Source organism: Burkholderia vietnamiensis LMG 10929 (genome assembly GCF_000959445.1).
GTDB classification, from domain to species: domain Bacteria; phylum Pseudomonadota; class Gammaproteobacteria; order Burkholderiales; family Burkholderiaceae; genus Burkholderia; species Burkholderia vietnamiensis.
The window spans coordinates 1,836,734-1,863,023 of sequence record NZ_CP009630.1; the positions used below are offsets into that span (position 1 = coordinate 1,836,734).

Annotated in this window: 22 protein-coding genes and 1 pseudogene; 13 read left to right on the plus strand and 10 right to left on the minus strand. The window is 69.8% G+C overall.

The genetic code is table 11. The features are described 5' to 3' along the window. Positions 1-113 precede the first annotated feature (113 nt). Together AK36_RS08105 and AK36_RS08110 are read left to right on the plus strand one after the other, a co-directional pair. The gene (locus AK36_RS08105) at positions 114-1,397 is read left to right on the plus strand and encodes an isoprenylcysteine carboxylmethyltransferase family protein (protein ID WP_045578239.1); all 1,284 of its coding nucleotides are present in this window, start codon (positions 114-116) and stop codon (positions 1,395-1,397) included. 146 nt (positions 1,398-1,543) lie between these two features. Continuing rightward, positions 1,544-2,116, plus strand: coding sequence for an NADPH-dependent FMN reductase (locus tag AK36_RS08110; RefSeq protein ID WP_045578240.1), 573 nt, complete (start codon positions 1,544-1,546; stop codon positions 2,114-2,116). Positions 2,117-2,135: 19 nt separating this feature from the next. Here AK36_RS08110 and AK36_RS08115 read toward each other — a convergent pair whose 3' ends face one another. The 5 genes from AK36_RS08115 to AK36_RS08135 all read right to left on the minus strand — a co-directional run bounded on the left by AK36_RS08115 (position 2,136) and on the right by AK36_RS08135 (position 7,751). Then, the gene (locus AK36_RS08115; RefSeq protein WP_045578241.1) at positions 2,136-2,792 is read right to left on the minus strand and encodes a DUF2894 domain-containing protein; all 657 of its coding nucleotides are present in this window, start codon (positions 2,790-2,792) and stop codon (positions 2,136-2,138) included. Further along, a complete protein-coding gene (locus tag AK36_RS08120; RefSeq protein WP_014724507.1) occupies positions 2,789-3,433 on the minus strand; it encodes an OmpA family protein in 645 nt (214 codons plus the stop codon). The genes AK36_RS08115 and AK36_RS08120 overlap by 4 nt, the downstream gene beginning before the upstream one ends. A 3-nt stretch (positions 3,434-3,436) precedes the next feature. Next, positions 3,437-6,004 carry a DUF802 domain-containing protein gene (locus AK36_RS08125; protein WP_045578242.1) on the minus strand — a complete coding sequence of 856 codons (2,568 nt, stop codon included), beginning with the start codon at positions 6,002-6,004 and terminating at the stop codon, positions 3,437-3,439. Between the two features lie 10 nt (positions 6,005-6,014). Next, positions 6,015-6,779, minus strand: coding sequence for a DUF3348 domain-containing protein (locus tag AK36_RS08130; protein WP_011881421.1), 765 nt, complete (start codon positions 6,777-6,779; stop codon positions 6,015-6,017). A gap of 333 nt (positions 6,780-7,112) precedes the next feature. Beyond that, positions 7,113-7,751, minus strand: a complete 639-nt coding sequence (locus AK36_RS08135; RefSeq protein WP_011881420.1) for a LysE family translocator — start codon at positions 7,749-7,751, stop codon at positions 7,113-7,115. 226 nt (positions 7,752-7,977) lie between these two features. Here AK36_RS08135 and AK36_RS08140 point away from each other — a divergent pair, with 226 nt between their 5' ends. Continuing rightward, a complete protein-coding gene (locus AK36_RS08140; RefSeq protein ID WP_011881419.1) occupies positions 7,978-9,354 on the plus strand; it encodes an FAD-containing oxidoreductase in 1,377 nt (458 codons plus the stop codon). Positions 9,355-9,610: 256 nt separating this feature from the next. Here AK36_RS08140 and AK36_RS08145 read toward each other — a convergent pair whose 3' ends face one another. Further along, positions 9,611-10,504 (minus strand): SDR family oxidoreductase, encoded by an 894-nt coding sequence (locus tag AK36_RS08145; RefSeq protein ID WP_045578243.1) that lies wholly within the window; start codon positions 10,502-10,504, stop codon positions 9,611-9,613. A 95-nt stretch (positions 10,505-10,599) separates the two neighbouring features. Here AK36_RS08145 and AK36_RS08150 point away from each other — a divergent pair, with 95 nt between their 5' ends. Beyond that, positions 10,600-11,457 carry a helix-turn-helix transcriptional regulator gene (locus AK36_RS08150; RefSeq protein ID WP_045578244.1) on the plus strand — a complete coding sequence of 286 codons (858 nt, stop codon included), beginning with the start codon at positions 10,600-10,602 and terminating at the stop codon, positions 11,455-11,457. 159 nt (positions 11,458-11,616) lie between these two features. Next, positions 11,617-12,873, plus strand: a complete 1,257-nt coding sequence (locus AK36_RS08155; RefSeq protein ID WP_045578245.1) for a cyanate transporter — start codon at positions 11,617-11,619, stop codon at positions 12,871-12,873. Between the two features lie 99 nt (positions 12,874-12,972). Here AK36_RS08155 and AK36_RS08160 read toward each other — a convergent pair whose 3' ends face one another. Both AK36_RS08160 and AK36_RS08165 read right to left on the minus strand, forming a co-directional pair. Then, positions 12,973-13,260, minus strand: coding sequence for a PAAR domain-containing protein (locus tag AK36_RS08160; RefSeq protein ID WP_011881415.1), 288 nt, complete (start codon positions 13,258-13,260; stop codon positions 12,973-12,975). A gap of 48 nt (positions 13,261-13,308) precedes the next feature. Further along, positions 13,309-14,319: pseudogene (locus AK36_RS08165) on the minus strand (SEL1-like repeat protein); the annotation flags it as partial. 508 nt (positions 14,320-14,827) lie between these two features. Between AK36_RS08165 and AK36_RS08170 the strand changes: the two are divergent. Further along, positions 14,828-16,390 carry a methyl-accepting chemotaxis protein gene (locus tag AK36_RS08170; RefSeq protein WP_045578246.1) on the plus strand — a complete coding sequence of 521 codons (1,563 nt, stop codon included), beginning with the start codon at positions 14,828-14,830 and terminating at the stop codon, positions 16,388-16,390. A 94-nt stretch (positions 16,391-16,484) separates the two neighbouring features. Here the strand turns inward: AK36_RS08170 and AK36_RS08175 are convergent, their stop codons facing one another. Further along, a complete protein-coding gene (locus AK36_RS08175) occupies positions 16,485-17,360 on the minus strand; it encodes an IclR family transcriptional regulator (RefSeq protein WP_045578247.1) in 876 nt (291 codons plus the stop codon). A 294-nt stretch (positions 17,361-17,654) separates the two neighbouring features. On the opposite strand from AK36_RS08175, the gene AK36_RS08180 reads away from it, so the two are divergent. Genes AK36_RS08180 through AK36_RS08210 form a run of 7 tightly spaced genes read left to right on the plus strand, consistent with a single transcriptional unit; the run spans position 17,655 to position 24,473 of the window. Beyond that, positions 17,655-18,737, plus strand: coding sequence for an ABC transporter ATP-binding protein (locus tag AK36_RS08180; RefSeq protein WP_034194912.1), 1,083 nt, complete (start codon positions 17,655-17,657; stop codon positions 18,735-18,737). Further along, positions 18,738-19,721 carry an ABC transporter permease gene (locus tag AK36_RS08185; protein ID WP_045578248.1) on the plus strand — a complete coding sequence of 328 codons (984 nt, stop codon included), beginning with the start codon at positions 18,738-18,740 and terminating at the stop codon, positions 19,719-19,721. Then, positions 19,718-20,512: an ABC transporter permease gene (locus AK36_RS08190; protein ID WP_011881409.1), complete on the plus strand. Its 795-nt coding sequence runs from the start codon at positions 19,718-19,720 to the stop codon at positions 20,510-20,512. Before AK36_RS08185 ends, AK36_RS08190 begins: the two co-directional genes overlap by 4 nt. Further along, positions 20,512-20,862: a (2Fe-2S)-binding protein gene (locus tag AK36_RS08195; protein ID WP_011881408.1), complete on the plus strand. Its 351-nt coding sequence runs from the start codon at positions 20,512-20,514 to the stop codon at positions 20,860-20,862. Before AK36_RS08190 ends, AK36_RS08195 begins: the two co-directional genes overlap by 1 nt. Beyond that, positions 20,859-22,286: an FAD-dependent oxidoreductase gene (locus AK36_RS08200; protein WP_045578249.1), complete on the plus strand. Its 1,428-nt coding sequence runs from the start codon at positions 20,859-20,861 to the stop codon at positions 22,284-22,286. The genes AK36_RS08195 and AK36_RS08200 overlap by 4 nt, the downstream gene beginning before the upstream one ends. Next, entirely contained in the window at positions 22,279-23,430 is a 1,152-nt protein-coding gene (locus AK36_RS08205; protein ID WP_045578250.1) for an NAD(P)/FAD-dependent oxidoreductase, read from the plus strand. Before AK36_RS08200 ends, AK36_RS08205 begins: the two co-directional genes overlap by 8 nt. Further along, positions 23,427-24,473: an ABC transporter substrate-binding protein gene (locus tag AK36_RS08210; protein WP_011881405.1), complete on the plus strand. Its 1,047-nt coding sequence runs from the start codon at positions 23,427-23,429 to the stop codon at positions 24,471-24,473. The genes AK36_RS08205 and AK36_RS08210 overlap by 4 nt, the downstream gene beginning before the upstream one ends. An 82-nt stretch (positions 24,474-24,555) precedes the next feature. Here AK36_RS08210 and AK36_RS08215 read toward each other — a convergent pair whose 3' ends face one another. Continuing rightward, entirely contained in the window at positions 24,556-25,803 is a 1,248-nt protein-coding gene (locus AK36_RS08215) for a YbfB/YjiJ family MFS transporter (protein ID WP_034194908.1), read from the minus strand. Positions 25,804-26,290 lie beyond the last annotated feature (487 nt).

A 26,290-nucleotide genomic window follows, 5' to 3' on the forward strand; every position in this document is an offset into this window, starting at 1 on the left:
CCCATCAGAACGACAGGCCAGTGGCCGGGCCCATTCCGATACGGAGCCCGGCCGACGGCCGGCGTCATCCGCCAAGCGGGGACGCCGGCCCACCTCCCGACGAGGATCCGATCATGAATTCCACCATCGACGGCATTGCAGCAGTCCACGATCGTCCGCCGCGCTCCGCCACGCCGTTTCGCGCCGGGCTGCTCGGCATCGCGGCCGGGCTGGTCGCGCTGTGGGTCACGCGCGACCAGCCGGCGCTCGACGCGGCGACCCGCGCCGTGATCGCGAGCGTCGCGATCATCGGCACGATCGCGCTGCACGAAATCTTCGTCTCGCGCGTGTATCTGCGCCCGAGCGCCGGGCTGTCGCGGCAGGCACTGCGCCCGCTGGGGCTCGCGCGCGTCGCGACGCGCCTCGGCGCGCTCACGTCGATCTACGCGGGCATCGGCGCGATCTACTGGCTGCTCCCCGAATATCACGGCGCGTTCTATCTGCCGTTCTGGTCGCTGCTGCGCTCGCTGGCGCCGTACGTGATCGTCGCGGCGCCGTTCTACTTCGCGTGGATGGACCGCCACCAGCGCGACACCGACGACGCCTATCTGCTGTGGGGCCGCTACCTGTTGCGTCGCGAGCGGCCGGCGAACTGGCAGCCCGTGCGCGAGATGCTCGCCGGCTGGGGCGTGAAGGCGTTCTTCCTGCCGCTGATGACCGTGTACCTGTCGAAGGACGCCGATCACCTGAGCACATCGCTCGCGAACGCGCTGCACGCGCCGATGACGCTCGCGACCTTCGTGTTCCTGTACGACCTGTCGTTCACGATGGACCTGATGTTCGGCACCGTCGGCTACCTGTGCACGTTCCGCATTCTCGACAGCCACGTTCGCACCGTCGAGCCGACCACGCTCGGCTGGGGCGCCGCGCTGATCTGCTATCAGCCGTTCTGGTCGCTGATCTCGAACAACTACATCCGCTACGAAGGCTCGCTGTTCTGGGACAACTGGCTGCTGTCCGCGCCGACGCTGCGCGTGATCTGGGGCGGCGCGATCATCTTGTTGCTGATGACCTACGCGCTGTCGACGATCTCGTTCGGGCTGCGGTTCTCGAATCTCACGAACCGCGGGATCATCACGTCGGGCCCGTACCGGTTCACGAAGCATCCGGCCTACATCACGAAGAACCTGTCGTACTGGATGGTATCGGTGCCGTTCGTCGAGCCGCTCGGCTGGCAGGTCGCGCTGATGCACTGTGCGAGGCTCGTCGCGGTGAACCTGATCTACTACACGCGCGCGAAGACGGAGGAACGGCATCTGATGCGCGATCTGGACTATCGCGCGTATGCGGAATGGATCGCGCAGCACGGGTTGTTTGCGCGGATGCGGCACGCGTTGGGTATGCGCGCTGTGGTGTGAGGCCGTGTAACGCGGCGGCGATCGTCGGTTCGATGAGCGGCGCGCATCCGCGCTTCGCGCCGGCGCGCCCCGAACGCGCACCGGTGCGATAATCCGTCGAACCCACGCGACGACGCCGCGCCCCTACACCGCCAACCCACCCGCCGATGGCCGACGAACCCCGAACCGATCGCGCGCACCGCGTCGACATCATCGCGCTGTGCGGCAGCCTGCGCGCCCAATCGCACAACGCAGCGCTGCTCGATGCGGCGGCCCGCGTCGCACCGCACGGGATGCGCATCGTGCGCTTCGAACGGCTCGGCGAGTTTCCACTGTTCAATCCGGATATCAAATCTCCGACGCCGCCCGCGGTGCACGACTTGATCGAACGGCTGAACGCGGCGCACGGCGTGCTGATCGCGAGCCCGGAATACGCGCACGGCGTGACGGGCGTGATGAAGAACGCGCTGGACTGGATCGTCGGATGCGAGGCGGTCGTGTACAAGCCGGTCGCGGTACTGAACGCGTCGCCGCGCGCGACGCACGCGGACGCGGCGCTGCGGGAAACGCTGGCGGTGATGTCCGCATGCATCGTCGAGCGCGCGTCGATCGCGCTACCGATCCTCGGCAGCGGGCTCGATGCGGCCGGTATCGCCGCGCATCCGCACTTCGCGCCGGCGCTGACCGATGCGCTGCTCGCACTGCGCGCGACGATCGACGCGCAGACGCCGAGCCGCTAGCGAAGCACCGCAACGGGCGTCATCGCGCCCTCACCCGCGCGACTTTCTTCGCGGGCTTGCCGGACTTCGCTGCCTTGGCGCGCGGCGCATCCTTGTCGGGCGGCGGGCCGCCGGCCAGATCCTCGAGCCATGCCAGCGCATCGATATACGACAGGAACTGCTGCAGGTAGTCGGGTGACAGCTCGCGCATCGTCGCGAGCGACCGATGCACGAGGCTGTTCGAATTGAGCGGTCCCGCGTTGCGCGGCACCTGGTCGAGCGACTGGCGGTACTGCTGCTCGGTGCGGACCTTCGACCACGTCGCGCGGAAGTAGTCGATCAGCTCGGGATCGATCCCGCGCCGGTCGGCCTGCGCATCGCGCGCGAGCCGCGCGACGAGCCCGGCGAGTGCGCCGCGCGCAGGCCCCTGCGCGCCGGCATGCGCGCTGTCGCACGCAGCTGCGGTTGCGGTTGCAGCTACGTTTATGCCTTCGCTCGCGCGCGCCACGATCGCGGCGAACGCGTCGAGCAGCGTCGCGAACCGCGCGTCGAGCAGCGCGCGCGCATCGCCGTCCAGCGCGGCCGCGCGTTTGGCGAGCGCGTCGAGCCGATGAAAGCGCACCGGGTCGAGCCGGTCGGCGCGCTGCTCGCGCCATCCGTCGAGCATCGCGCGCACCTGCGTCGCGTCCACCGTCACTTCGCCGTTCCTCCATTCGACGCGCTCTTGCGCGGCACCGGCGCAATCTCCACGCGGCGGTTCTTCGCGCGGCCTTCGTCGTCGGCGTTCGAGCTGACCGGCTGCTGCGAGCCGAACGCCGCCGCGAACACCGACGGCGCCGGCACGCCGGCGTCGATCAGCGCGCGCGTGACGGTCAGCGCGCGCTTCGCCGACAACTCCCAGTTGTCCGCGAACAGGCGGTTGCCGGCGCGCACCTGCTGATCGTCGGCGAAGCCGCTGACCATCAGGATCTCGTCGCGCGTCTTCAGGTACGCGGCGAGCGGCCCGGCCAGCGTCTTCAGCAGATCGCGGCCGGCCGGCTGCAACTGGTCCGAGTTCAACGCGAACAGCACGTTGCCGCTGATCCCGATGCGCCCGTTCACGAGCGTCACGCGACCGGCCGCGAGCGGCCCCGCGAGCGCCTGCTCCAGCGACGCGCGCTGCTGCGCTTCCTGCCGGCGCGCGCGCACGGCTTCCTCGAGCTTCGACGTCAGCTGCAATTGCATGCCGATCACGCCGACGAGGATCAGCACGAAGGCGCCGAGCAGCACCGACATCAGGTCGGCGAACGCGGGCCAGACCGGCGCGGCGGGCGCGCCGTCGTCGATTTCGTCATGCATGTCTTACGCTCCGACCGATGCGCGCCGACCGGCAATCTGCTGCAGATCCTCGACGATCTGCTTCTGCGACATCATGCTGAGGTCGATCACCTCGCGCGCCTGCGCGACGTAGTACTCGAGCTGCTCGTCGCTGCGCGCGAGCGATTTCTCGAGCGCGGCCTCGATGCGTTGCAGGTGGCTCAGCAGCTTGTCGTTCGATTCGCCGAACACCTGCACGGCCGCGCCGAACGCATCGCCGAGGCTCGCGACCTCGACTGCGCCCGCCGTCACCTGCGCCGCCACGGAATCGAGCTTGCGCGTCTCGGCATCGACGGCGTCGTTGAAGCGCGCGCCGACGCGTTCGAGCAGATCGGCCGACGTGCTGACGAGCGCATCGATCGCGGTGCGCTGCTCGGTCGATGCATGATTGACCGCGCCGAGCAGGGTTTCGAGCGTCGCGAGCAGGCGGCTGCGCTCGTCGAGCATCGCCGTGTCGCGCACCATGCTGTCGGACAGACGCTGGCGCAATTCGGCGACGACGTCCGCCGCGGCCTTCGGCGCTTCCGATGCGGCCTGCACGAGGCGCGAGATTTCGTTGATCGTGTCGCTCGCGTGCGCCTGCGCCTGTGCGGTGATCTCGTTGGCGGTGCGTGCCAGCGTGTCGCAGATGTCCTGCTGGCGCGTCGCCGCGTGCGCGCTCGTCTGCGCCCATTCGTCACGCAGCACGGCGGCCAGGGCCGCCAGCGAGTCGCTCCATGCGGCCAGACGCTCCTCGTCGCGCGCGGCGAGCTGCGTTTGCAGGCCTGCATGCGAATCGCGAATCGTCGACAGCAGATCGTTCGAGCGTCGTTCGAACGTCGCGGCTTGCGCGGTCAGATCGCGTGTGGTCTGTGCGAGCGCGTCGCAGATCTCCTGCTGACGGCCTACGCTGTGCACGCCCGCGCGCTGCCATTCGTCGCCGAGCTTCGCGGCCATCGCGGCGAGCGAGTCGCTCCATGCAGCCAGACGTTCCTCGTCGCGTGCGGCGAGTTGCGTTTGCAGGCCCGCGTGCGAATCGCGAATCGTCGACAGCAGATCGTTCGAGCGTTGCTCGAACGTCGCCGCCTGCGCGGTCAGATCGCGCGTCGTCTGTGCGAGCGCATCGCAGATCTCCTGCTGACGGCCTGCGCTGTGCACGCCCGCACGCTGCCATTCGTCGCCGAGCTTCGCGGCCATCGCGGCGAGCGAGTCGCTCCATGCAGCCAGACGCTCCTCGTCGCGTGCAGCCAGTTGCGTCTGCAACCCCGCATGCGCGTCGCGCATCGCGACGAGTGCGGCCGCCGAGTGTCGTTCGAACGTGGCCGCGGCTTCGCCGAGCGCGCGCGCATGCCGGTCGGCCAGCGCGTCGCCGACCTGCTGCTGCTGCGCGAGCGCATCGCGCCACGCGTCGGACAGACGGCCTTCGGTAGACTCGAGGCGCGTCGCGACGCCGTCGAGCAGATCGCTCGAACGCTGCGCGAAGGTGTCGGTGAACCGGCCGAGCGTCGTCTGCAGCTGCTGCGCGACGGCGTCGCCGGCGCGGCGCTGCTCGTCGAGCGCGCGGCCCCACGCGGCCGTCACGTCGGCGGTGGTCTGCTCGAAGCCGCCGGCCAGCGCGTCGAGCTGGCGCTGCACCGCGCCCGTCACGGTGTCGCGCAGCGCGGCCATCTCCTGCGCGAGCCCCGTCATCGTCGCGGCGACGACCGGCTGCAGCGCAGCGCCGGCCACGCGCGCGCTTTCGGCGGCGCTCTCCTTCAACGCGTCGCCGACGTTCGCGGCAAGGCCCGCATACGCGCGCTCGGTGCGCTCGAAGAAGGCGTGCTGGCTTTCGATCTGGCGATCGTGCAACGCGGCGCTGCGTGCGTCGAGCGCCGTCATCATCGTGTGCAGCCGGTCGACCAGCGCGGGCATCACGTCGGCCTGGCGCTGCAGCAGCCGGAACGATTCGTCGCGCTGATGCGCGGACGAGTGCACGCGCAGCGTCGTCGCGATCTTCGCGTCGAGCAGCTGCGCTGCCTCGATGCGTTCGCGCCGCACGAGCGCCGACAGCAAGCCGAGCATCGCGGACGTCGCGACACCCGCGATCGACGTGCCGAACGCGAAACCGAGGCCCTTGACGGGCGCGATCAGCGACGCGCGAATCGCATCGAGGTCGGTGGCGCTTTCGAGCGCGGCGCCCGTGCCTTTCAATGTCACGACCATCCCGAGCAGCGTGCCGAGCATGCCGAGCAGCACGAGCAGGCCGACGAGATAAGGCGTCAGCGCCGGACCCGGCAGCGCGACGCGCGCGCCCTCGACGCGCGCGCGCACCGCGCCGCGCAGCCCGGGGTGCAGCGTATCGAGCCACGTGTCGAGCGTCGCCGGCGGCTCGGTCAAACCGGCCACCGCGCGCGTCAGCGTGGCCGTGGCCTGCCGGTAACGCTGCAGCTCCCACGCACCGGCGACGTAGCACGCGCCGATCAGCAGCGTGACGGCGGCCGCAAGCGGGTTCGACGCGACATAGCCGGCGCCGATCCAGCCCACTGCGAGCAGGCCGGCGATGAACACAACGAGATCAAGACGAATTCTGGACATAGCTTGGGAATTAGCTGGTGCGAAGGGCCGCGAGCAGCCCGTCCACCGTTTGAAACCGGACTTCGAGTTCGGCCAGCAGGATGCTTTGCATCTCGTCGCGGAACGTGTCGAGCCACGTACCCGGCACGACCGGCGTGACCGGCGCGGGGCTCGGCGCGTCGGGCGCGGCATCGGCATCGGCATCGGCCGCTGCTTGCGCGTCGGCGAGCGCCTGCCGCTCCGCGTCGCGCAGCCGCTCGAAGCGCGTGCCGAGCAACGCGGGCACGGCGCCCAGCAGGCTGCGCTCACGCGCGCCGAGCACGCGCTCCATGATCGCGTCGAGCGTCGCGAGCCGCGCCAGCGCGGACGAACGCGCGGCGAGCGCGACGCGCAGGCGCGCGCGCAACTGGCCGATCGCCGTCTCCATCTCCTGCTGCAGGGACAGACACTGCTGGCGGAAGTCCGCGAAATCGGCCGTGTCGGCGGGCGGCGGCGGCATCTCGCCGGCGCGCCGCCGCGTGCGCGGCCGAAGGGCGCCCGTGATCGCCTGCGCGAGGTCGTGGCGCACGCGCGCGCTGTCGCGCTCGGCGTCGTAGCCGCGCACGCCGGCCGCGACAGCGGGCGGGTTCGCATTCAGTGCCGACGACAGCGTGATCGCGTCGGTCCAGCCGAGCCATTGGCTCAGGCGGTCCGACAGCGTCTGCCGGGATTCCGCGACGTCGGCATCGGTCAGGCGCGCGAGCAGCCGGACGAGCGTCGGGCCGCTCAGCGCCGGGCGCGGAGGTGCTTGCACCATGCTGCAAACCGTCAAAAAAGGCAGCAGTTTACACGTCGTCGCGCGGTCGCCCGCCAGAATCGGGAAAGCGATGCGGCACCGCACCGCGTGCGGCCGGCGGGAACGCCCGCCGCACAAGGCTCGCGAGCCGATCGCGGGCGCGCCGGCCGGGACGGCACCGCACCGCGCGGCGGCTGCTGGCCGCCGGCGAGCAAGCCGGCCGGGCTCGCGACGACGGTCGAACGGGTTCCATGAGCCTTACTCGTGCCGAACGCGATCGCTCGCAGCCGGACCATCGGCCGGCCGTGGTGACGGGGAGTCAGTGCATGGCGGATTCGCCAACCGCGCGTCGCGTCAGATCCCGGCCTTCGGCGCGTTCAGGATCAGCCGCAGCCCGAGCAGCGCGATCGCACCGGCCGCGATGCGGTCGACCCACTTCCTCGCCCGGAGATACAGCTCGCGCGGCCGGCGGGTGGAGAAGCACAGCGCGACGATCGTGTACCAGCCGAACTCGACCGCGAACACGAGCGGCGGCAGCGCCAGGTAGCACCACAGCGGCGGATGTTGCGGCAGCAGCGCCGCGAAGATGCTGCCGTACCAGATCGCAGTCTTCGGGTTGCTCAGCTGGGTCGTGAGGCCGGCCAGGAACGACTTGCGCGCGCTGCCCGCCGCGCCGGCCCGCGGATCGTCCATCGCGATCGGCCGGTCCGCGCCGCGCCAGATCTTCGACGCCATGTAGATCAGATACGCGCCGCCCGCCAGCTTGAGCGCGACATACAGCCACTCGACCGCCTGCAGCAGCGTATAGAGCCCGGCGAGCGCGACGCCGCCGAACGCGATGCCGCCCACGCCCATGCCGAGCGCGGTCGCGAGCCCGTCGCGGCGCGACAGCCCGATCGAATTGCGGGCGACCAGCACGAAGCTGGGGCCCGGAATCATCGCGCCGAGCCAGAGCGCAGCCAGAATGGCGAGTACGGCAGCCGATGCAGTCATCGAAGTCTCCTTTGCCTTGCGACGCCGCGACGCCGGCGCCTGCGCGTCCGTCCCGGACCGGGAAGCCACCGATTCTGGCACGCTTCGCGGGCCGCCGAAAGCGCGGCCGCACGTGCGGGGCGGCGCCAACCGGTCTACCATGGGCGCTCGCCGCCGTTCGCGCGCGCCGGCCCGGCATGCGGCTTGCGCGCTCCGTTCCCACGTTGAACCAGCGCAGGAGGACGTCATGACGCAACACTTCGACGCGATCGTCATCGGCACCGGGCAAGCCGGGCCGCCACTCGCCGCGCGCCTCGCGGGCGCCGGCATGAAAGTCGCGATCGTCGAGCGCGGCCGGTTCGGCGGCACCTGCGTGAACACCGGCTGCATTCCGACCAAGACGCTGATCGCCAGCGCCTACGCGGCGCACCTCGCGCGGCGCGCGCACGAATACGGCGTGTCGGCCGGCCCGGTCAGCGTCGACATGAAGGCCGTGAAGGCGCGCAAGGACGCGATCGCCGGCCGCTCGAACCACGGCGTCGAGCAATGGGTGCGCGGGCTCGACCATACGACCGTGTTGCAGGGTCATGCTCGCTTCGAGCAGGCCGACACGGTGCGCGTCGGCGACGCGTTGCTCCAGGCCGAGCGGATCTTCATCAACGTCGGCGGCCGCGCGCAGATTCCGCCGATACCGGGTCTCGACACGGTGCCGTACCTGACCAACTCGACGATGATGGACGTCGATTTCGTGCCCGAGCATCTGGTGATCGTCGGCGGCAGCTACATCGGGCTCGAGTTCGGTCAGATGTACCGCCGCTTCGGCGCGCGGGTCACCATCGTCGAGAAAGGGCCGCGCCTGATCCAGCGCGAGGACGACGACGTCTCGCAGGCCGTGCAGGAGATCCTCGCCGGCGAAGGCATCGACGTGCAGCTCGGCGCGAACTGCCTGCGCGCGCGACGCGACGGCGAGCGCGTCGTGGTCGGTCTCGATTGCGACGGCGGCGGCCGCGAAGTGGCCGGCTCGCATCTGCTGCTGGCAGTGGGCCGCGTGCCGAACACCGACGATCTCGGCCTCGAACGGGCCGGCGTCGCGACGGACTCGCGCGGCTACATCGCCGTCGACGAGCAATTGCGCACCAACGTCCCGGGCATCTGGGCGCTCGGCGACTGCAACGGACGCGGCGCGTTCACGCACACCGCGTACAACGACTACGAGATCGTCGCGGCGAACCTGCTCGACGACGATCCGCGCAAAGTGTCCGACCGCATTCCCGCCTATGCGCTGTACATCGATCCGCCGCTCGGCCGCGTCGGGATGACGCTCGCGCAGGCGAGGCAGACCGGCCGCCGGCTGCTGGTCGGCACGCGGCCGATGACGCGCGTCGGCCGCGCGGTCGAAAAAGGCGAGAGCCTCGGCTTCATGAAGGTGATCGTCGATGCGGACGACCACGCGCTGCTAGGCGCGTCGATCCTCGGCGTGACCGGCGACGAAGTCGTGCACGGGCTGCTCGACGTGATGGCCGCGCGCGCGCCTTATACGACCATCAGCCGCGCGATGCATATCCATCCGACCGTGTCCGAACTCGTGCCGACGCTGCTGCAGGATCTGCATCCGGTGGAATGAGGGGCGGTGTGCGCCGGCGGCGGCGCACGATCGAAAGGTTTGGGTTCGACGGCGTGACCGCAGCCGGTCGGTGCAGGGAGCGCCTTACGGCGGCCGGTAGGTTCGACGGTTCGGCGGTTCGGCACGGGCGTCTAACAGTCCGAACATCCGGGTGCCCGACTACCCGTGCGCCCGAATGTCCGGGGATCGAAGCGTCACCGCAGCGATGCAGCGATGCGCCGCGACACGCGCGCCGCATGCGCTGCTCGCGCGTGCGTCAGCTCGCGAAGTACTGCGGCCGGTCGATGTCGGCCAACAGCCCCGGCTGCGTCGGCGCCCAGCCGAGCGCCGCGCGCGTGCGCTCGCTGGTTGCGGGCGCATCCATTCCGACGAACATAGCGAACCAGCCGAAGTGCTCGCGCGCCTGCTCGGCCGAGATCGACGCAACGGGCAGATCGAGCCGCCGGCCGATCACGGTCGCGATCTCGCGAAACGGCACGCCCGTGTCGTCGACCGCGTGGTAGCGCGCGCCGCGCGCACCGCGCTCGACTGCGAGCCGGTACACGCGCGCCGCGTCCAGCCGATGCACGGCCGGCCAGCGGTTCTCGCCCTCGCCGACGTAAGCGGATACCCGTCGCTCGCGTGCGAACGCGATCAGGCGCGGCACGAACGCGTGGTCGCCGTCGCCGTGCACCGACGGCGGCAGGCGCACGACGGACGCATGCACGCCGCGCGCTTCGAGCGCGTGCGCCGTCGCTTCCGACGCGCGCGGATAGGCCGCCGACACCGGCACGTGCGGATCGTCCTCGGTCGCCGCGCGGCCCGGTGCCACCAGCGCGAGCCCCGACGTGACGACGAGCGGCCGCGCCGACCCTTCCAGCACCGCGCCGATCGTCTCGATCGCGCGGCGGTCGAGTTCGCAGTTTTCAGCGAAGCGCGAGAAGTCGTGATTGAATCCCGTATGGATGACCGCGTCGGCGGACTCGGCGCCGCGCGTCAGGCTGTCGGCATCCTCGAGCGACCCGCGATGCACCTGCGCGCCGGCGGCCGCGATCGCTGCCGCGGCGGCGTCGGAACGCGCGAGGCCGAGCACCGCATGCCCGGCGGCCACGAGTTCGGCAACGACCGCGGAGCCGACGAAGCCCGACGCTCCTGTAACGAAGACACGCATGTTCAACACCTCCGGATGAAATGGAGGCTTACTATCTGCCGGCCGCCGCGCGCGGTGAAGACGTGACGGTTTACCGGTAAACGAACTAACAGGCTATGGCTGACGCCCCCGACAACCTGCTCGGCGCGTACCTTCGGGACCGCCGCGAGAAACTCGACCCCGCCGCGCTCGGGCTGCCGTCGACGCGGCGCCGCACGCCGGGCCTGCGGCGCGAGGAAGTCGCGCAGCGCGCGCACGTGAGCACCGCGTGGTACACGTGGCTCGAACAGGGGCGCGGCGGCGCGCCGTCGGCCGACGTGCTCGACCGGCTCGCCCGTGCCTTGCTGCTCGACGACGCCGAGCGCGAGCATCTGTTCCTGCTCGGCGTCGGCCATCCGCCCGAAGTGCGTTATCACGCGAGCGGCGGCGTGACGCCGCGCCTGCAGCACGTGCTCGATGCGCTCGACGCGAGCCCCGCGATCGTGCGCACGGCGACCTGGGACGTGGTCGCATGGAACGCCGCGGCCGCCGCGACGCTGACCGACTATGCGACGCTGCCGCCGGTCGCGCGCAACATCCTGCGGCTGATCTTCGTCGATCCGCGCGTGCGCGACGCGCAACCGAACTGGGACCGCGTCGCGCGGTTCGCGGTGGGCGCGTTCCGCGCCGACATCGCGCGCGGCGGCGCAACCCAGGCCGTCCAGGCCTTCATCGACGAGATGCGCGCGACGAGCGCCGAATTCGACGCGCTGTGGCGCGACCACGATATCCGCTCGCACGACGAAGGAACGAAGGAGATCCGCCATCCGCACGCGGGGCGGATCACGCTCGAATACTCGGCGTTCGCCGTGATCGGCCGTGCGGATCTGAGCCTCGTGATCTTCACGCCGACGACGGCGGCCGATCGCGCAAGCATCCGTTCGCTCGTCGCTGCGCGCGAGCAGGCTCGTGCAGCGCAGGCGCCGGCCATGTAGCGGTGCGGCGTCGCCCATGCGCGCTGTCGTGCGGCGTGGACGCGCCATCGGATTCCCCACTGACAGGCAGTCGAATATTTAATTTTCAAGCGGCGCAGCGCAGCTTTACCCTTTCGGCATCGCATCGTGGGGCCGCAGGCCCCGTCCTGGAGCAATTCGATGACCGACCGCTGCACCGCGCAAGCCGCCTGCCGTCCGCGCGCCGCTTCAATGTCGTATGGCGCGCTCGCGCTGCTGGTGCTGGCCGGCATCAACCTGCGTCCGTTCCTCACTGCATTCGGCCCCGTCCTCGACTTCGTGCGCAGCGACACCGGCCTCGGCTTTCGCGCGGCTGCGCTGCTGACCACCCTGCCGTTCGTGCTGATGGGCATCGTCGCCGGGGTCGGCGTGGGGCTCGCGCGGCGCGTCGGCGAACGACGCGCGCTGACGGTCGCGCTGGTGCTGATTGCCGCCGGCTGCACCGCGCGGTTGTGGGCGGGCAGCGGCAGCGGGCTGGTGGTCACCGCGATCGTCGCTGGCGCCGGAGTCGCGGTGATCCAGGCGCTCACGCCGGGCCTCGCGAAGCGCTGGTTCGTCGATCGGCTGCCGCTCGCGATGGGCGTCTATTCGGCCGCGCTCGTCGGCGGCGGGGCGTTCGGCGCGATGACGAGCCCGTGGCTCGCCGCGCACGGCGGCTGGCGTCTGTCGCTGGCCGTCTGGGCCGTACCCGCGCTCGTCACGCTCACGTTGTGGCGAACGCATGCGCCGCGTGACGCAGCGCACGGAGCGCATGCAGTGCATGCAGCGCACGCGGCCACGGTGCCGGCGTCGGTCGCCGCGTTCGCGCGGGTGCCGCGCGCATGGCAGCTGGCGCTGTTCTTCGGTCTCTGCAACAGCGGCTATGCGAGCGTCGTCGCGTGGCTGCCGGCGTTCTATCGCAGCGCTGGCATGAGCGCGCAGGCGAGCGGCAACCTGCTTGCATGGATGGCGCTGTTCCAGGCGGCCGGCGCGCTGGCGATGCCGCTGCTCGCGAAACGGGCGCACGATCGGCGTGCGGTGCTGTGGGCGACGCTGGCGTTGCAGGCGACCGGCTTCGCCGGGTTCGCGGCAATGCCCGCGCTTGCGCCATGGCTGTGGGTCGCCAGCGTCGGCATCGGGCTCGGCGGTTTCTTCTCGATGAGCCTGATCGTCACGCTCGACCATCTTCCCGACGCACGACTCGCCGGTGCGCTTGCCGCGTTCGTGCAGGGTGTCGGGTTCCTGATCGTGGCCGCGAGCCCGTGGCTGATCGGCTGGCTGCGCGACGCGGGCGGCGGCTTCGCGATCGCGTGGTGGGCGCATGCCGGCGTGGTCGCGGCGATGGCCGCGTTGAACGCCGCGTTCGCGCCCGCCGGTTATCGGCGCAGCATGGTGCGCATTACCGGCGCGGCGTGCTGAGCGGGCAAGTTTGACGATATGGCGCGTGAGCCGCTGCGGCGCGCATGGGTGGCGACGTGAACGTATCGACCACCATGCGATTGGCGGCCTTGCGTACCGTCACGCGTCGACCGACATCACTTGCTGAGACGGGACGAGCTTCGGCGGCGGGGCGCACTTGCAGATACAAAGGTCATCGCTCAATGCCACAGGCCGCCCGTCCGGCCCCGTCATCGGCTGTCGCGGGCCGACACATTGAATCTTGCCGACGGTTTTGCACGCGGGACAGATCACGTCGTCGCCTTCATGAGCGATGTGTCTGCCGCCAAGCTCGAACGGCGTTGCCGTTGCGCGGACGGTTCCGGCCACGGTCGTGTGATCGCCGTCGAGGATCATGTATCGCGTCATTTGTCGTTGCCTCGTTCAGGTATTCAATGTCTTGCCGGTTTTCTCTTACAGCGGGAAACCGGTTTTCGGATCCAGATTGTAGGCCTTCGCCATCGCATCGACCGTCGCTTCCGACGGCTTCGGTGGCGAGGCGGCGGCGTCCTGCTCCTTCTGCCATTCGAATGTGCCGTCCCACCGGGGGAGCTTTGCGGGCGGAAGGGGCACGATTTTGTCGATGTCGGGGAGTTTGGGGTTGCGGCCGTCGTTATCGCTCAAGAACTGTCCAATTAAGGCGTATCGTCGCGATCGCTCAGGATCATTGGATAATGCAATGTAATCCAATTGATCGGAAGCAGGCGGCCCTTTGAATCCATCCCGCAAGAAAGAGGCTGCCATCACGTCCCCAGAACTCGCGCCTTGCTGAAACACCTTTACAGATTCACTGTAAAGTTTGTCCGTTTTTAAATCGATCGCTAAAGTCGTCGCCGCGTTGCCAAACCCTTGGTCAGCCGCACATCGACGCATCTGGCGCGCGATATCTGGAGCCTTGTCATGAGGAGCCAGCAACTCGGCAACATACGCCTGCGCCTCCGGGTTCCCAAGATCGGCCGCCTTCCGGAAATACCGCAGTGCCGTCTCGGCATCCTGCCCCAGTCCATATCCGGTTTCGAGATAGTGACCGATGTCGTAGTAGCCCGATGGGATGCCTTGTTGGATCAGTCGCACGGCAAGCGCGACCGTTTCCTTCGGTGCATCGGGTGAACCGGCCAAACCGTCGGAAATCAGCGACTGGAGATTCTGATTGACCTTGTAGTGTCCATGTGCCGCCGCGATCCGGTAATAGCGCGCCACCTCGTTGAAATCTTTCGTGCCGTCCTGCTTCTCCAAAAAGCGCGCGTAGAGAAACAGGCCCTCTGCCTGCGGATCAAGCGGCGGCAGGTGATCCGCCTGATGCGTGCAGCTGAAAGCGAGATTCGTGCGCACGGCGCTCATGTCGGGCAAAGCGGTCCCCGGCGGTTCCTTTTTCGAGCAGGCGCAGGCAACCAAGGAAAGCCCAATGATGATGGCGTATCGATTCATGAATCAGTCGGAACGGGCGATCGTGTTCGAAGCTCGCATGAAGGCCACGAGCGACGCGTATGGCTGTTGGGCCACCATTTTGTCGCATCTATTTCACACCTACCACCGCCGCCGCGAATGCGGCATCGCCAACACACCGCCTGGCGCATCTCAATCAAATCCATCCATCGTCGTTCCACGCCCACGTGCTGAATCCACTCACTGCCACAAAGCGATTCACCACCGTCCGATTCAGCGGAATCCCCTGCCGAGATTCGAACGACTTTCCAGCCCGCCGCACGATCGGCCATACCAACAACCGCGCCCCACCCTCAACCGAACGCAGGCGCCCCACCTGTCGCATCCATCCATATCCACGTCGCATACGGATAAAACCTCCGCGCCCCGCCCGCCGTTAACGCGTTGGTAACCCCGGCGCCCCGAGCTTCGACGCGGCGCCCGTCGTCGTTCGTGATCCGTCATCCACATCGCCCGTCGGCCGCCGTTCGACCGCCGGCAAGGGAACGTCATGCGCAAACTCAGCATCCGCGGCGGCCTCGTCGCGACCATCGCCGGCTACACCGTGCTGCTCCTGCTGGTGGTCGGCGCCTGCATCGCCGCGCTCTACGCGGGCAACCATTCGCTCGAGGCGATGTACCGTGACGACACCGCGTCGCTGCTGCATCTGAAAACCAGCTCCGAGCGGATGCTCGTGCTGCGCGAACGCGTGAGCGACGTCGCGCAGATCATCAGCGCCGGCCAGCCGGCCAACGCCGAAATCGCGCAGCTCCATACGCTGCTCCAGCAAAGCAACGACGAGCTCGACGCGTACACGCGACTGCACGCCCGCGACGCCGACGAGCAGGCGCTGTTCGACACGCTGCAATCACGTCGCCGCACGCTGCTCGATCAGGTGTTCCTCAAGGCGATGTCGCAGCTCGACCACGACAACGCCTTCGACTTCCTCGAAACGCACCGCACCGCGCCGCCCGGCCTGTTCACCGCCTATCAGCAGGCGATCGACGCGCTCGAATCGTTCCAGGTCACGCGCCAGAAGGCGCGCTACGACGCAGCCGGCGCGCGCTTTCACCGGATCGTCTGGGCGATGGCGAGCGTCGCCGCGTTCGCGCTGCTGGTCGGCTTCGTCGCGCAGCGCGTGCTCGCGAAGGCGATCATCGAGCCCATCCATCTGGCCGTCGATCAGTTCGACCGGATCTCCAAAGGCGATCTGACCGGCGCGGTCGCGATCCGCGGCGAAAACGAAATGGCCTATCTGCTGAAGGCGTTGAAGCGCATGCAGGCCGGCCTCGTCGACACCGTGACCCAGGTACGCACGAGCACGGAGACGATCGTCGGCGACGTGCGCACGATCGCGAGCGGCAACGTCGATCTGTCCACGCGCACCGAACAGCAGGCCGTCTCGCTGCAGCAAGCTGCGGCAAGCGTGGAGCAGTTGACCGCGACGGTGCGCCAGAACGCGGACAACGCGCGCGATGCCCGCACCTACGCGCAGGGTGCGGCCGGCATCGCGGCGCGCGGCGGCGACGCGATGCGGCGCGTCGTCGAAACGATGTCGGCGATCTCCACCAGCTCCGCGCGGATCTCCGGCATCGTCGGCGTGATCGAAAGCATCGCGTTCCAGACCAACATCCTCGCGCTGAACGCCGCCGTCGAAGCCGCGCGGGCAGGCGAACAGGGCCGCGGCTTCGCGGTCGTCGCGACCGAGGTGCGCGGGCTCGCGCAGCGCTGCGCGTCGGCGGCGAAGGAAATCCGTGAACTGATCGGCAACTCCGCGCAGCGTGTCGAGGACGGCAGCGCGCTCGTCGCGCTCGCCGGTTCGGCGATGACCGAACTCGTCACCGCGGTCGAGCGCGTCAACGCGATCATGAGCGAGACCAGCACCGCGTTCGACGAGCAGACCGCCGGCATCGAGCAGGTGAACGCGGCCGTGATCCAGATGGAACAGACGATGCAGCGCAACGCCGCGCTCGTCGAAGAAGCGGCGGCGGCCGCGCTGTCGCTCGACGATCAGGGCGCGCGGCTGAGCGATGCCGTCGCGCAGTTTCGTCTGCACGGCGCGGCGACGGCCTGATGGCACGCTGATGGCGCGCGAGCGGTGAGCCGTGACCGACAGGCGACGCCCAACCGCGGAACCGGCCGCGCCGCAGCGCCGCCGCGCACCGCCTCTAGCCGCCGTTCCCCGACAGCCCGTGCATCGGCCGCCGCAGCGCGGCATCGAACGGATTCGTGCGCGGGCCGATCGCGTCGGCCTGGCGCCTGAGCAGTTCGACGACCATCGGCATCCGGTCGTCGCCGAGCCGCGACGCCAGCGTGCCGACGCTCAGCGCGCCGACCGGATAGCCGGTGCGATCGAGGATGGGCACCGCGACGCCGGCCATGCCGTCGAGCACGCCGCTGTTGCGACCCGCGTAGCCGAGCTCGCGCACGCGCTCGATCTCGGTGCGCAGATACACCTCGTCGAGCACGCCGTAGCCGCGGATACGCGGCACGTTGAAGCGGATCACCTCCTCGCGCTCGGCTTCCGGCAGGAACGCGAGGATCGCGAGGCTGCCCTGCCCGACGCCGAGTGCGATACGCCCGCCGATGTCGCCGGTAAACGACCGGATCGGAAATGGCCCTTCGCACAAGTCCAGACACACCGCGTCGAAGCCGCTCTTCACGAGCAGGAAGATCGTCTCGCCGAGGCTCGCGCACAGCCGCAGCAACGCGGGCCGGCACAGCGTGCGCATGCTGCTCGGATTGCCGGCCAGCGCGGCGAGCGCGAAGAACTCGACGCTCAACCGATACAGCTTCGATTGTTCGTCCTGCTCGACCATGCGCTCGGCGATCAGCGACTGCAGGATGCGATGCGCGGTGCCTTGCGTGAGGCCGACGGCCTTCGCGAGGTGCGTGACGCGCACGCCGTCCTGCTGCATGCCCGCCAGCGCGCGCAGGATCGCGAACGCACGCTGCAGCATGCCGACGCCCGCTGCGCCGCTGGCGTCGTCCGGCTGCCGCACGGGCGCTTCCGCCGACGTTCCGCGCGAATCGGGTTCCTGCATACCGGCGCTCCTCGATGATTTCATTGAATGGAACAGGGTGAGCCGCCATTGTGGTCCCGCCGAAAAACCGCGGGCATCCGGGTGTGCACGGGATTGACGTGCGTTTTTCGCGGCACGGCCGCCCTTCATCCAACGGAACGAATCGCACCCGCTTCGTCGATTCATTCCGTTCACCGGAATTTTTCCGAAATTCCTCTCGTTGAGCAGAATTCGAAATTGACGCGCCGAAATATGGCTGGCTAGAGTCCGCGTCAATGACGCACCGGCGCTCCGGTGTGCGAACCGGAGCCTCCCATGTCGTTTCTCACGCTTACGGATCTGACGAAAACGTACGGCGAGCTCACCGCCGTCGCGGACGTCAACCTGTCGGTCGAGCAAGGCGAGTTCGTGTCGCTGCTCGGGCCGTCGGGCTGCGGCAAAACCACGACGCTGCAGATGATCGCCGGTTTCGTCGACGTGACGCGCGGGCGCATCGCGCTCGACGGGCAGGACATCACGCACATGAAGCCGAATCGCCGCGGCCTCGGCATCGTGTTCCAGAGCTATGCGCTGTTTCCGCACATGAGCGTCGAGCAGAACGTGGGCTTCGGCCTCGACATGCGCGGCGTCGACAAGGCCGAGCGCGCGGAGCGCATCCGCGCGGCGCTGTCGCTGGTGCGACTCGATGCGCTCGCGCAGCGTTTTCCGCGCGAGCTGTCCGGCGGGCAGCGGCAGCGCGTCGCGATCGCGCGCGCGGTGGTGATCGAGCCGCCGGTGCTGCTGCTCGACGAGCCGATGTCGAACCTCGACGCGAAGCTGCGCGAGGACATGCAGTTCGAACTGCGCGCGATCCAGCGCAAGATCGGCACGACGACGATCATGGTCACGCACGATCAGTCCGAGGCGCTGTCGATCAGCGACCGCGTGGTCGTGATGGAAGCCGGCCGCATCACGCAGACCGACACGCCGTACCGCGCGTACGAACGCCCGGAGAACCGCTTCGTGTCGCAGTTCATCGGCAAGGCGAACCTGTTGCCGGGCACGGTCGTCGCGCACGACGGCGATGCGATTCGCATCGACCTCGGCCACGATCTCGCCGAGACGGGCCGCACCGCGCATCTGCCGATGCACGAGCGCGACGTGCGCGTCGGCGACGCCGTGTCGGTATGCATCCGCCCCGAGAAGCTGCGGCTGTGCGCGCCGGGCGCGGGCCGCTTCGCCGCGACCGTCACGAGCCGCTTCTTCCTCGGCAGCCAGTGGCTGTACCGCGTGGACAGCGCACTCGGCGAAGTGCTCGTGTGCTGCCAGAACGAAGGCGCGGAGCCACTCGAGGAAGGCGCGCCGGTCGGCGTCGACTGGCACAGCGACGCGGTGCGCGTGATGCGCGGGGAGGCATGAATGGCACAGCCTGCCCGCCCGCTGCCTGCCGATCCCGCGCAACGCGGCACGAGCACGAGCACCAATACGAGCGCCGCTACGCCGCCGGCACGCGCGGCCGCCCCGCGTCCGCCGCGCGCGACGTGGCGCGCCCATGCGCCGCTGTGGCTGATGTGCGCGCCGGCGTTCGCGCTGTTCGCGGCGCTCGTGCTCGCGCCGCTCGCGATGACCTTCGCGCTCACGTTCTACCGCTTCGATCCGGCCACCGGCCCGAGCGCCGCGTTCCAGTTCGGTCACTACGCGGAAGTGCTCGGCTCGTCGTACTTCCACGCGATCTTCGCGCGCACCTTCGGCATCGCCGCGCTGACCACCGCGATCTGCGTCGTGGTCGGCACGCCGGAGGCGTACGTGCTGTCGAAGATGCGCGACCCGTGGCGTTCGCTGTTCCTGCTCGTCATCCTCGCGCCGCTGCTCGTCTCGGTGGTCGTGCGCGCATTCGGCTGGAGCATGCTGCTCAACACGGGCGGCCTCGCGAACCAGGCGCTCGCGCTCGTCGGGCTCGGGCCGTACAAGCTCGAGTACACGACGTTCGCGATCGTGATCGCGCTCGTCCACGTGATGCTGCCGTTCATGGTGATTCCCGTGTGGACGGCCCTGCAACGGCTCGATCCGCAAACCGAGCACGCGGCGCTGTCGCTCGGCGCATCGCCGTTCACGACGCTGCGGCGCATCGTGGTGCCGCAGCTGATGCCCGGCGTGCTGTCGGGCAGCCTGATGGTGTTCGGGCTGTCGGCGAGCGCGTTCGCGATTCCCGGCCTGCTCGGCGGACGCCGGCTGAAGGTTGCGGCCACCGCCGTCTACGACGAATTCCTCGGCTCGCTGAACTGGCCGCTCGGCGCGACCATCGCCGTGCTGCTGCTGGTCGCGAATCTCGTCGTGATGCTCACCTACTACCGCGTGCTCGAACGCCGCTACGCGCGCAGCCTCGGAGGCGCTTCCCGATGAGAAACAACGGCCCTGTCGCGCTGGCGTTCCACACGCTCGTGATCCTGTTCGTGCTCGCGCCGCTCGCGATCGTCGTGCTGGTCGCGTTCACGCCCGACGAAACGCTGACGCTGCCGACGCACGGACTGTCGCTGCGCTGGTTCCGCGCGATCCTCGACTATCCGGACTTCATCACGGCGTTCGCCAACAGCGTGAAGCTCGCGTTCGCGTCGGCGACGCTGTCGCTCGCGCTCGGCCTGCCGGCCGGCCTCGCGATCGGGCGCGCGACGTTCCCCGGCCGCGCGTTCGTGAACGGCCTGCTGCTGTCGCCGCTGGTGATTCCCGGCCTCGTGCTCGGCATCGCGCTGCTGCGCCTGTTCGCGCTGATCGGCGCGACCGGCTCGTTCGCGTGGCTCGTGCTCGCGCACACGATCGTCATCACGCCGTTCGTGATGCGGCTCGTGCTCGCGTCCGTCGCGGGGCTCGACCGCAGCATCGAACAGGCCGCGTGCTCGCTCGGCGCCGACCCGTGGACGATCTTCCGCCGCATCACGCTGCCGATGATCGTGCCGGGCATCACCGGCGGCTGGCTGCTCGCTTTCATCAACAGCTTCGACGAGCTGACGATGTCGATCTTCGTCACGTCGCCGCAGACGGTCACGCTGCCGGTGCGCATGTACATGTACGCGACCGAATCGATCGACCCGATGATGGCGTCGGTGTCGGCGCTCGTCATTTTCATCACCGCCGGCGCGATGCTGCTGCTCGATCGCGTGTACGGCCTGAACCGCATCCTGATCGGCCAACATTGATGACGACTTCCGCTTCCCGCTCCACCGATATCGCCGACGACGGCGCGCAGTTCGTGCGCGTCGCCGAACACGGACGCACGGCGGTCGGGTTCACGCTCGACGGCCGCGCCGCGCAGGCGCTCGCCGGCGACACCGTGCTCACCGCCATCCTCGTCGCGCAGCGTCGCGTGCGCGTGAGCGAATTCAGCGGCCAGCCGCGCGCGGGCTTCTGCCTGATCGGCGCATGCCAGGACTGCTGGGTGCGCACCGAAGCCGGCGCACGGCTGCGCGCGTGCTCCACGCCGATCGCCGAAGGCATGCGCCTCGTGACGACAGCCGTGCAGCCGGCCGCGACCGGAGCCGCGTCGTGACGGCCGCGCTGCAGCCGGTGATCGTCGGCGCGGGGCCGGCGGGCGTGCGCGCGGCCGAGGCGCTGGTCGACGCGGGGCTGCGCCCCGTCGTGATCGACGAGAACGCACGTTGGGGCGGGCAGATCTATCGGCAGCCGCCGGCCGGGCACGCGTTCACGCGCGGCAAGCGCACGCTGTACGGCTTCGACGCCGCGAAGGCCGACGCCGTGCACCGCACCATGGCCGCGCTGCTGCCGCACGTCGACTACCGGCCGAACACGCTCGCGTGGGCGTGCGGCACGGGCCGTATCGACACGCTGCAGGACGGCCGCGAAGTGACGGTGCCGTTTTCGCGCCTGATCGTTGCGAGCGGCGCGACCGACCGCATGCTGCCAGTGCCCGGATGGACGCTCGCGGGCGTCTACACGCTCGGCGGCGCGCAGGTCGCGCTGAAGGCGCAGGGCTGCGCGATCGGCCGCCGCGTCGTGTTCGCCGGCACCGGGCCGTTGCTGTATCTGGTCGCCTATCAATATGCGAAAGCCGGCGCGCGGGTCGCGGCCGTGCTCGATACGAGCCCGCTGCGTCAGCAGACGGCGGCGGCCGCCGCGCTGTTGCGGATGCCGACGACCTTCGCGAAGGGGCTGTATTACATCGGCTGGCTGCGCGCGCACGGCGTTGCGGTGGAAACCGGCGTGACGCTCGAGCGCGTACTCGGCGACCAGCACGTGCGCGGGCTCGCGTGGCGTGCGGCCGACGGCGACGCGCACATGCTCGACTGCGATGCGCTCGGCCTCGGCTTCGGGCTTCGCCCCGAAACGCAGCTCGCCGATCTCGCCGGATGCCGGTTCCGCTTCGATCCGCTGAGCGGCGCGTGGCTGCCGGAGCGCGACGCGGCCGGTCGCACGTCGATGCGCGGCGTCTACGTCGCCGGCGACGGCGCGGGCATCGCGGGCGCCGACGCGGCCGAAGCATCGGGCCGGCGCGCGGCGCTCGCACTGCTCGACGATGCCGGCTTCGCGCCGGGCTCGCCCTCCGGCAAGCCAGGCGCGGCCGCGCTCGAGCGCACGCTGGCGCGGCTCGGTGCGTTCCGCGCGGGCCTCGAGGCGGCGTTCACGCCACCGCCCGAGCTCGCCGCACGCTGCCCCGACGACACGATCGTGTGCCGCTGCGAGGAGATCGATGCGGGCACGCTGCGCCGCTGTGTTCGCGACGGCGCAGCAACCGAACTGAACCGGCTGAAGGCGCTGACGCGTGCCGGGATGGGCCGCTGCCAGGGCCGCATGTGCGCGGACGCGGCCGCGCGCGTGCTCGCCGCCGAAACCGGCCGCCCGCTGGCGGAGGTCGGACGGTTGCGCGCGCAACCGCCGGTGAAGCCGTTTCCGATCGCGGCCGCACTCGCAAGCGACGACGTCGCGACGATTCCCGACGAGGCGCGCGATGAATGAGCGCAGCCGTTACGATGTCGCGATCGTCGGCGGCGGGCTGGTGGGCGCGTCGGCGGCGCTCGCGCTGACGCGGCGCGGGCTGCGCGTCGCGCTGTTCGAGCGCCGCGATTGCGGCGCGCAGGCGAGCGGCGTCAACTACGGCGGCGTGCGCTGCCAGGGCCGCCCGGCCGAACAGCTGCCGCTCGCGCTGCGCGCGCGGCGCATCTGGGATCGGCTGCCCGAGCTGATCGGCTGCGACGGCGAGTTCGTCGTGTCCGGCCACTTGCGGCTCGCGCGCAGCGACGCCGATCTCGACGCGCTCGATGCATACGCGACGCTCGCCGGCGAGCACGGGCTGCCGCTGCAAGTGATGCGCGGCGCGGCGTTCCGCCGCCGCTACCCGTGGCTCGGCAGCGCGGCGCTCGGCGGCTCGCTGTGCGCGACCGACGGGCACGCGAACCCGCGCATCGTGTCGCCCGCGTTCGCGCGCGCGGCGCGCGCGGCCGGCGCCGACGTGTTCGAACACGCGCCCGTCGACGACGTGCGACACGACGGCACGCAGTTTCACATCCATGCGGGCGCGCGCACATGCGTCGCGACGTGGCTGATCAACTCGGCCGGCGCGTGGGCGAACACGATCGCCGAACGCTTCGGCGAGGCGGTGCCGATGGAGCCGATCTACCCGAACATGTGGGTGACCGAACCGCTGCCGCCGTTCATCACGCACAACCTCGGCGTGTACGGCGGCGGCGTATACGCGCGGCAGGTCGCGCGCGGCAACTGCGTGATCGGCGGCGGACGCGGCCGCGGCGACGGCGAGTTCGGCCAGCCGTCGGTCGACACGACGCGCGCGGTGATGCGCGACGCGTGCGCGCTGCTGCCCGCGCTGCGCGACGCGCTGCTGATCCGCACGTGGAGCGGCGTCGAAGGCTGCACGCCGGACCACAACCCCGTCATCGGCGCGAGCCGTACGACACCGAAGCTGCTGCATGCGTTCGGCTTTTCCGGCGGTGGCTTCCTGCTCGCGCCGGGCGTCGGCGAAGTGCTCGCCGACCTCGTCACGGCCGGCGAAACCGCCACGCCGCTCAGTGCATTCTCGATCGGCCGCTTCTTCCGCGAAGCCGCGCCGAGCGCCCCTACCCGTCAACAGGAGACCCAACGATGAAACTGCCCGCAACGATCGCGGCGGCGGCCGCCCTCTGCATCGCGTGCGCCGTCGCGCCCGCGTCCGCGCAAACCAGGACGATCTACGTCGGCATGAACGGCGGCCCGATGGAGAAGGCCTATACGAGCCAGGTGCTGCCCGAGTTCGAGAAGGCGAACAACGTGAAGGTCGTCGTCGTGCCCGGCACGTCGTCGGACGTGCTCGCGAAGCTGCTTGCGAATCGCAACAAGCCGCAGATCCACGTCGCGTTCCTCGACGACGGCGTGATGGCGCGCGCGGTGAGCCTGGGGGTGTGCCAGAAGCTCGACGATTCGCCGGTGCTCAAGGAGCTGTATCCGTTCGCGCGGATGAAGGACGACGTCGGCGCGGGCGTGCAGCTCGGCATGACGGGCATCGCGTACAACCGGAAACTGTTCGCGGAAAAGGGCTGGGCGCCGCCGACGTCGTGGCTCGATTTCGCCGATCCGAAATACAAGGGCAAGGTCGTGTTCCAGTCCGCATCGAGCAGCACCTTCGGGCTGCACGGATTCCTCGCGATCAACCGGCTGCTCGGCGGCAGCGAGCAGAACGTCGAGCCGGGCTTCAGCAAGTGGGCGAGCACGGTCGGGCCGAACGTCGTCGAGTACATTCCGAACTCGGCGAAGATCTCCGAGATGGTGCAGACCGGCGAAGCCGGCCTGTTCCCGCTGACCCCGACCGGTGTCGGCGATCTCCAGGACAAGGGCATTCCGGTCGCCTATGCGAACCCGAAGGAAGGGCCGGTGCTGCTGCTGGTCGACCTGTGCGTGGTGGCGAACAACCCGGACCCGCAACTCGCGCAGAAGCTCGCGCAGTTCCTGCTGTCGGCCCCCGCGCAGACGAAGGCGGCCGAGGCCGGCAGGCAGATCCCGACCAACCGGCTCGCGAAGATGCCCGCCGCGATGCAGCAGAGCCTCGGCAACGTCGACGATCTGCTGCACAAGGTGACGGTGGTCGACTGGACCGCGATCAACGCGCATCGCACGCAGTGGGATACGCGCTGGAATCGGCAGATCGAGCGGTGAGTGTCGAGGGTTGGGGGTGCGCCATCGCCGGCGCCGCGGCCATCCTCCGCGGACGCGGTGCGCGCCGGCCGCGCGCCGGCGATCAGCGGCGCGGCAACGCCCGCTGCGCCGCCGCCAGCCCAGCCCCCGCGAACAGCGTCAGCGCCGAATAGACGAGCCCGCGCGCGAGCCCCGCGCTGTCCGACACCCAGCCGATCGCGACCGGCCCCGCGATCTGTCCGAACGCGAAGACCGTCGTGAACGCGCTGATGCCCTTCGCCCAGCCTTGCGGCGGCAGGTTGTGACGCACGAACGCGGTCGTCGACGCGACCGCCGACAGAAACGTCGCGCCGAACAACACGCCCGACGCGAACGCCGCTGCCGGATGAACGAACAGCGCGGGCATCAGCGTCGCCACGCCGAGCAACGCATTGAGCACCGCGAGCGCCTGGCCGCCGCGCATCCGGTCGAGCAGCGTCGACCATAGCCGTGCCGACACGACGGTCGCCACGCCGAGCATCACGTAGAACGCGGCCACCACCGTCCCGCTCATCCCGGCGCCGCGCAGCAGCGCGACGATGAACGTCATGTAGCCGATGTAGCCGACGCCGAACAGCCCGTAGCCCGCGAGCGCGAACGCGAAGCGCGCGGGGCCGGCGATCGCGGCCGGCGCGGCGGCGTCGCGCCGCACGGCCGCTGCCGCGTGCGCGTGCTCGATGCGGCGCGCGGCCGACACGGCCGCCGCCGAGAACAGCACGCACGCGACTGCGAGCGCGAACCAGGCCGGTTGCCAGCCGTGCGCGCGATGCACGAGCGTCGCGGGCACCAGCAGCGACGACGCGACGATCCCCCAGCCGGTGCCGCCGTAGTACAGGCCGAGCAGCAGCCCCGCGTCGCGTGGCGACGCGGACGCGAGCCGCGCGGCCAGCACGCCGCCGCTGATGAAGATCAGCGCGCTGCCGATGCCCGTCGCGACGCGCGCGGCGAGCAGCGCGTCGGTGCCCGACACCAGCCCGCAAGCGGCCATCAGCGATACGGTGAGCACGCAGCCGGCGGTGAGCAGCGTGCCCGCGCGCCAGCGCCGCGACAGCAACGGGAAGACGAGCGCGCCGAGCAGATAGCCGGCCGCGTTGGCCGTATTGAGCGCGCCGGCCTCGGCGAACGACCAGCCGAGATCGGCCTTCATCGGCGGCAGCAGCAGTGCATACGAAAAGCGCGCGAGCCCCAGCGCGATCGCGCTGCCGAGCGACAGCCGGACCGCGAGCCGCCAAGCGGCCATCCGGTCGGCTTCGGCCGTGCCGGCGCCCGCCCGTGCGCGGGCGGCATGCTGCGGTGGCGGCGCTGCGCGCATCGCGGTGTCTCCATGATGGTTCGAATCGTCCAGCCTGACCGGCCGTGCGCGCGGCCGTGGCCGCGCGTGAGGAAGCCGTCAGATGGTGCCAGAAAACCGGCCGCGCCGCGCGTGCCCGGTGCGGCATCGGCAACCGCCGGCGCGCGAGCGCGGCCGGTCGTGCGTGCGCATGTTGCGCATGACCGAATGCAAAAAAAGAAGCCGCCATACGCCGATTGAAATTATAAAAAATACAATTCCCCGCTGAATTGCTCCCATCGCCGATATTCCAAAAAAAATCGCCGCGCGCGTTTGAATCGATTCGGCTTCATCCGGCCCCGGATCACGCCGACAGGCGCGAATTCCGCGTGTTTATCAACGAACGACTAAAAACGCAGCAATGCATTGCATTCGATAAATCCTCAGACTAATATCGACGCCACTCGCCCGGCATTCAGGAAATACCGGGTGGGCGGCGGTAATACCCTTACCGTGCTTTCATGTTGAA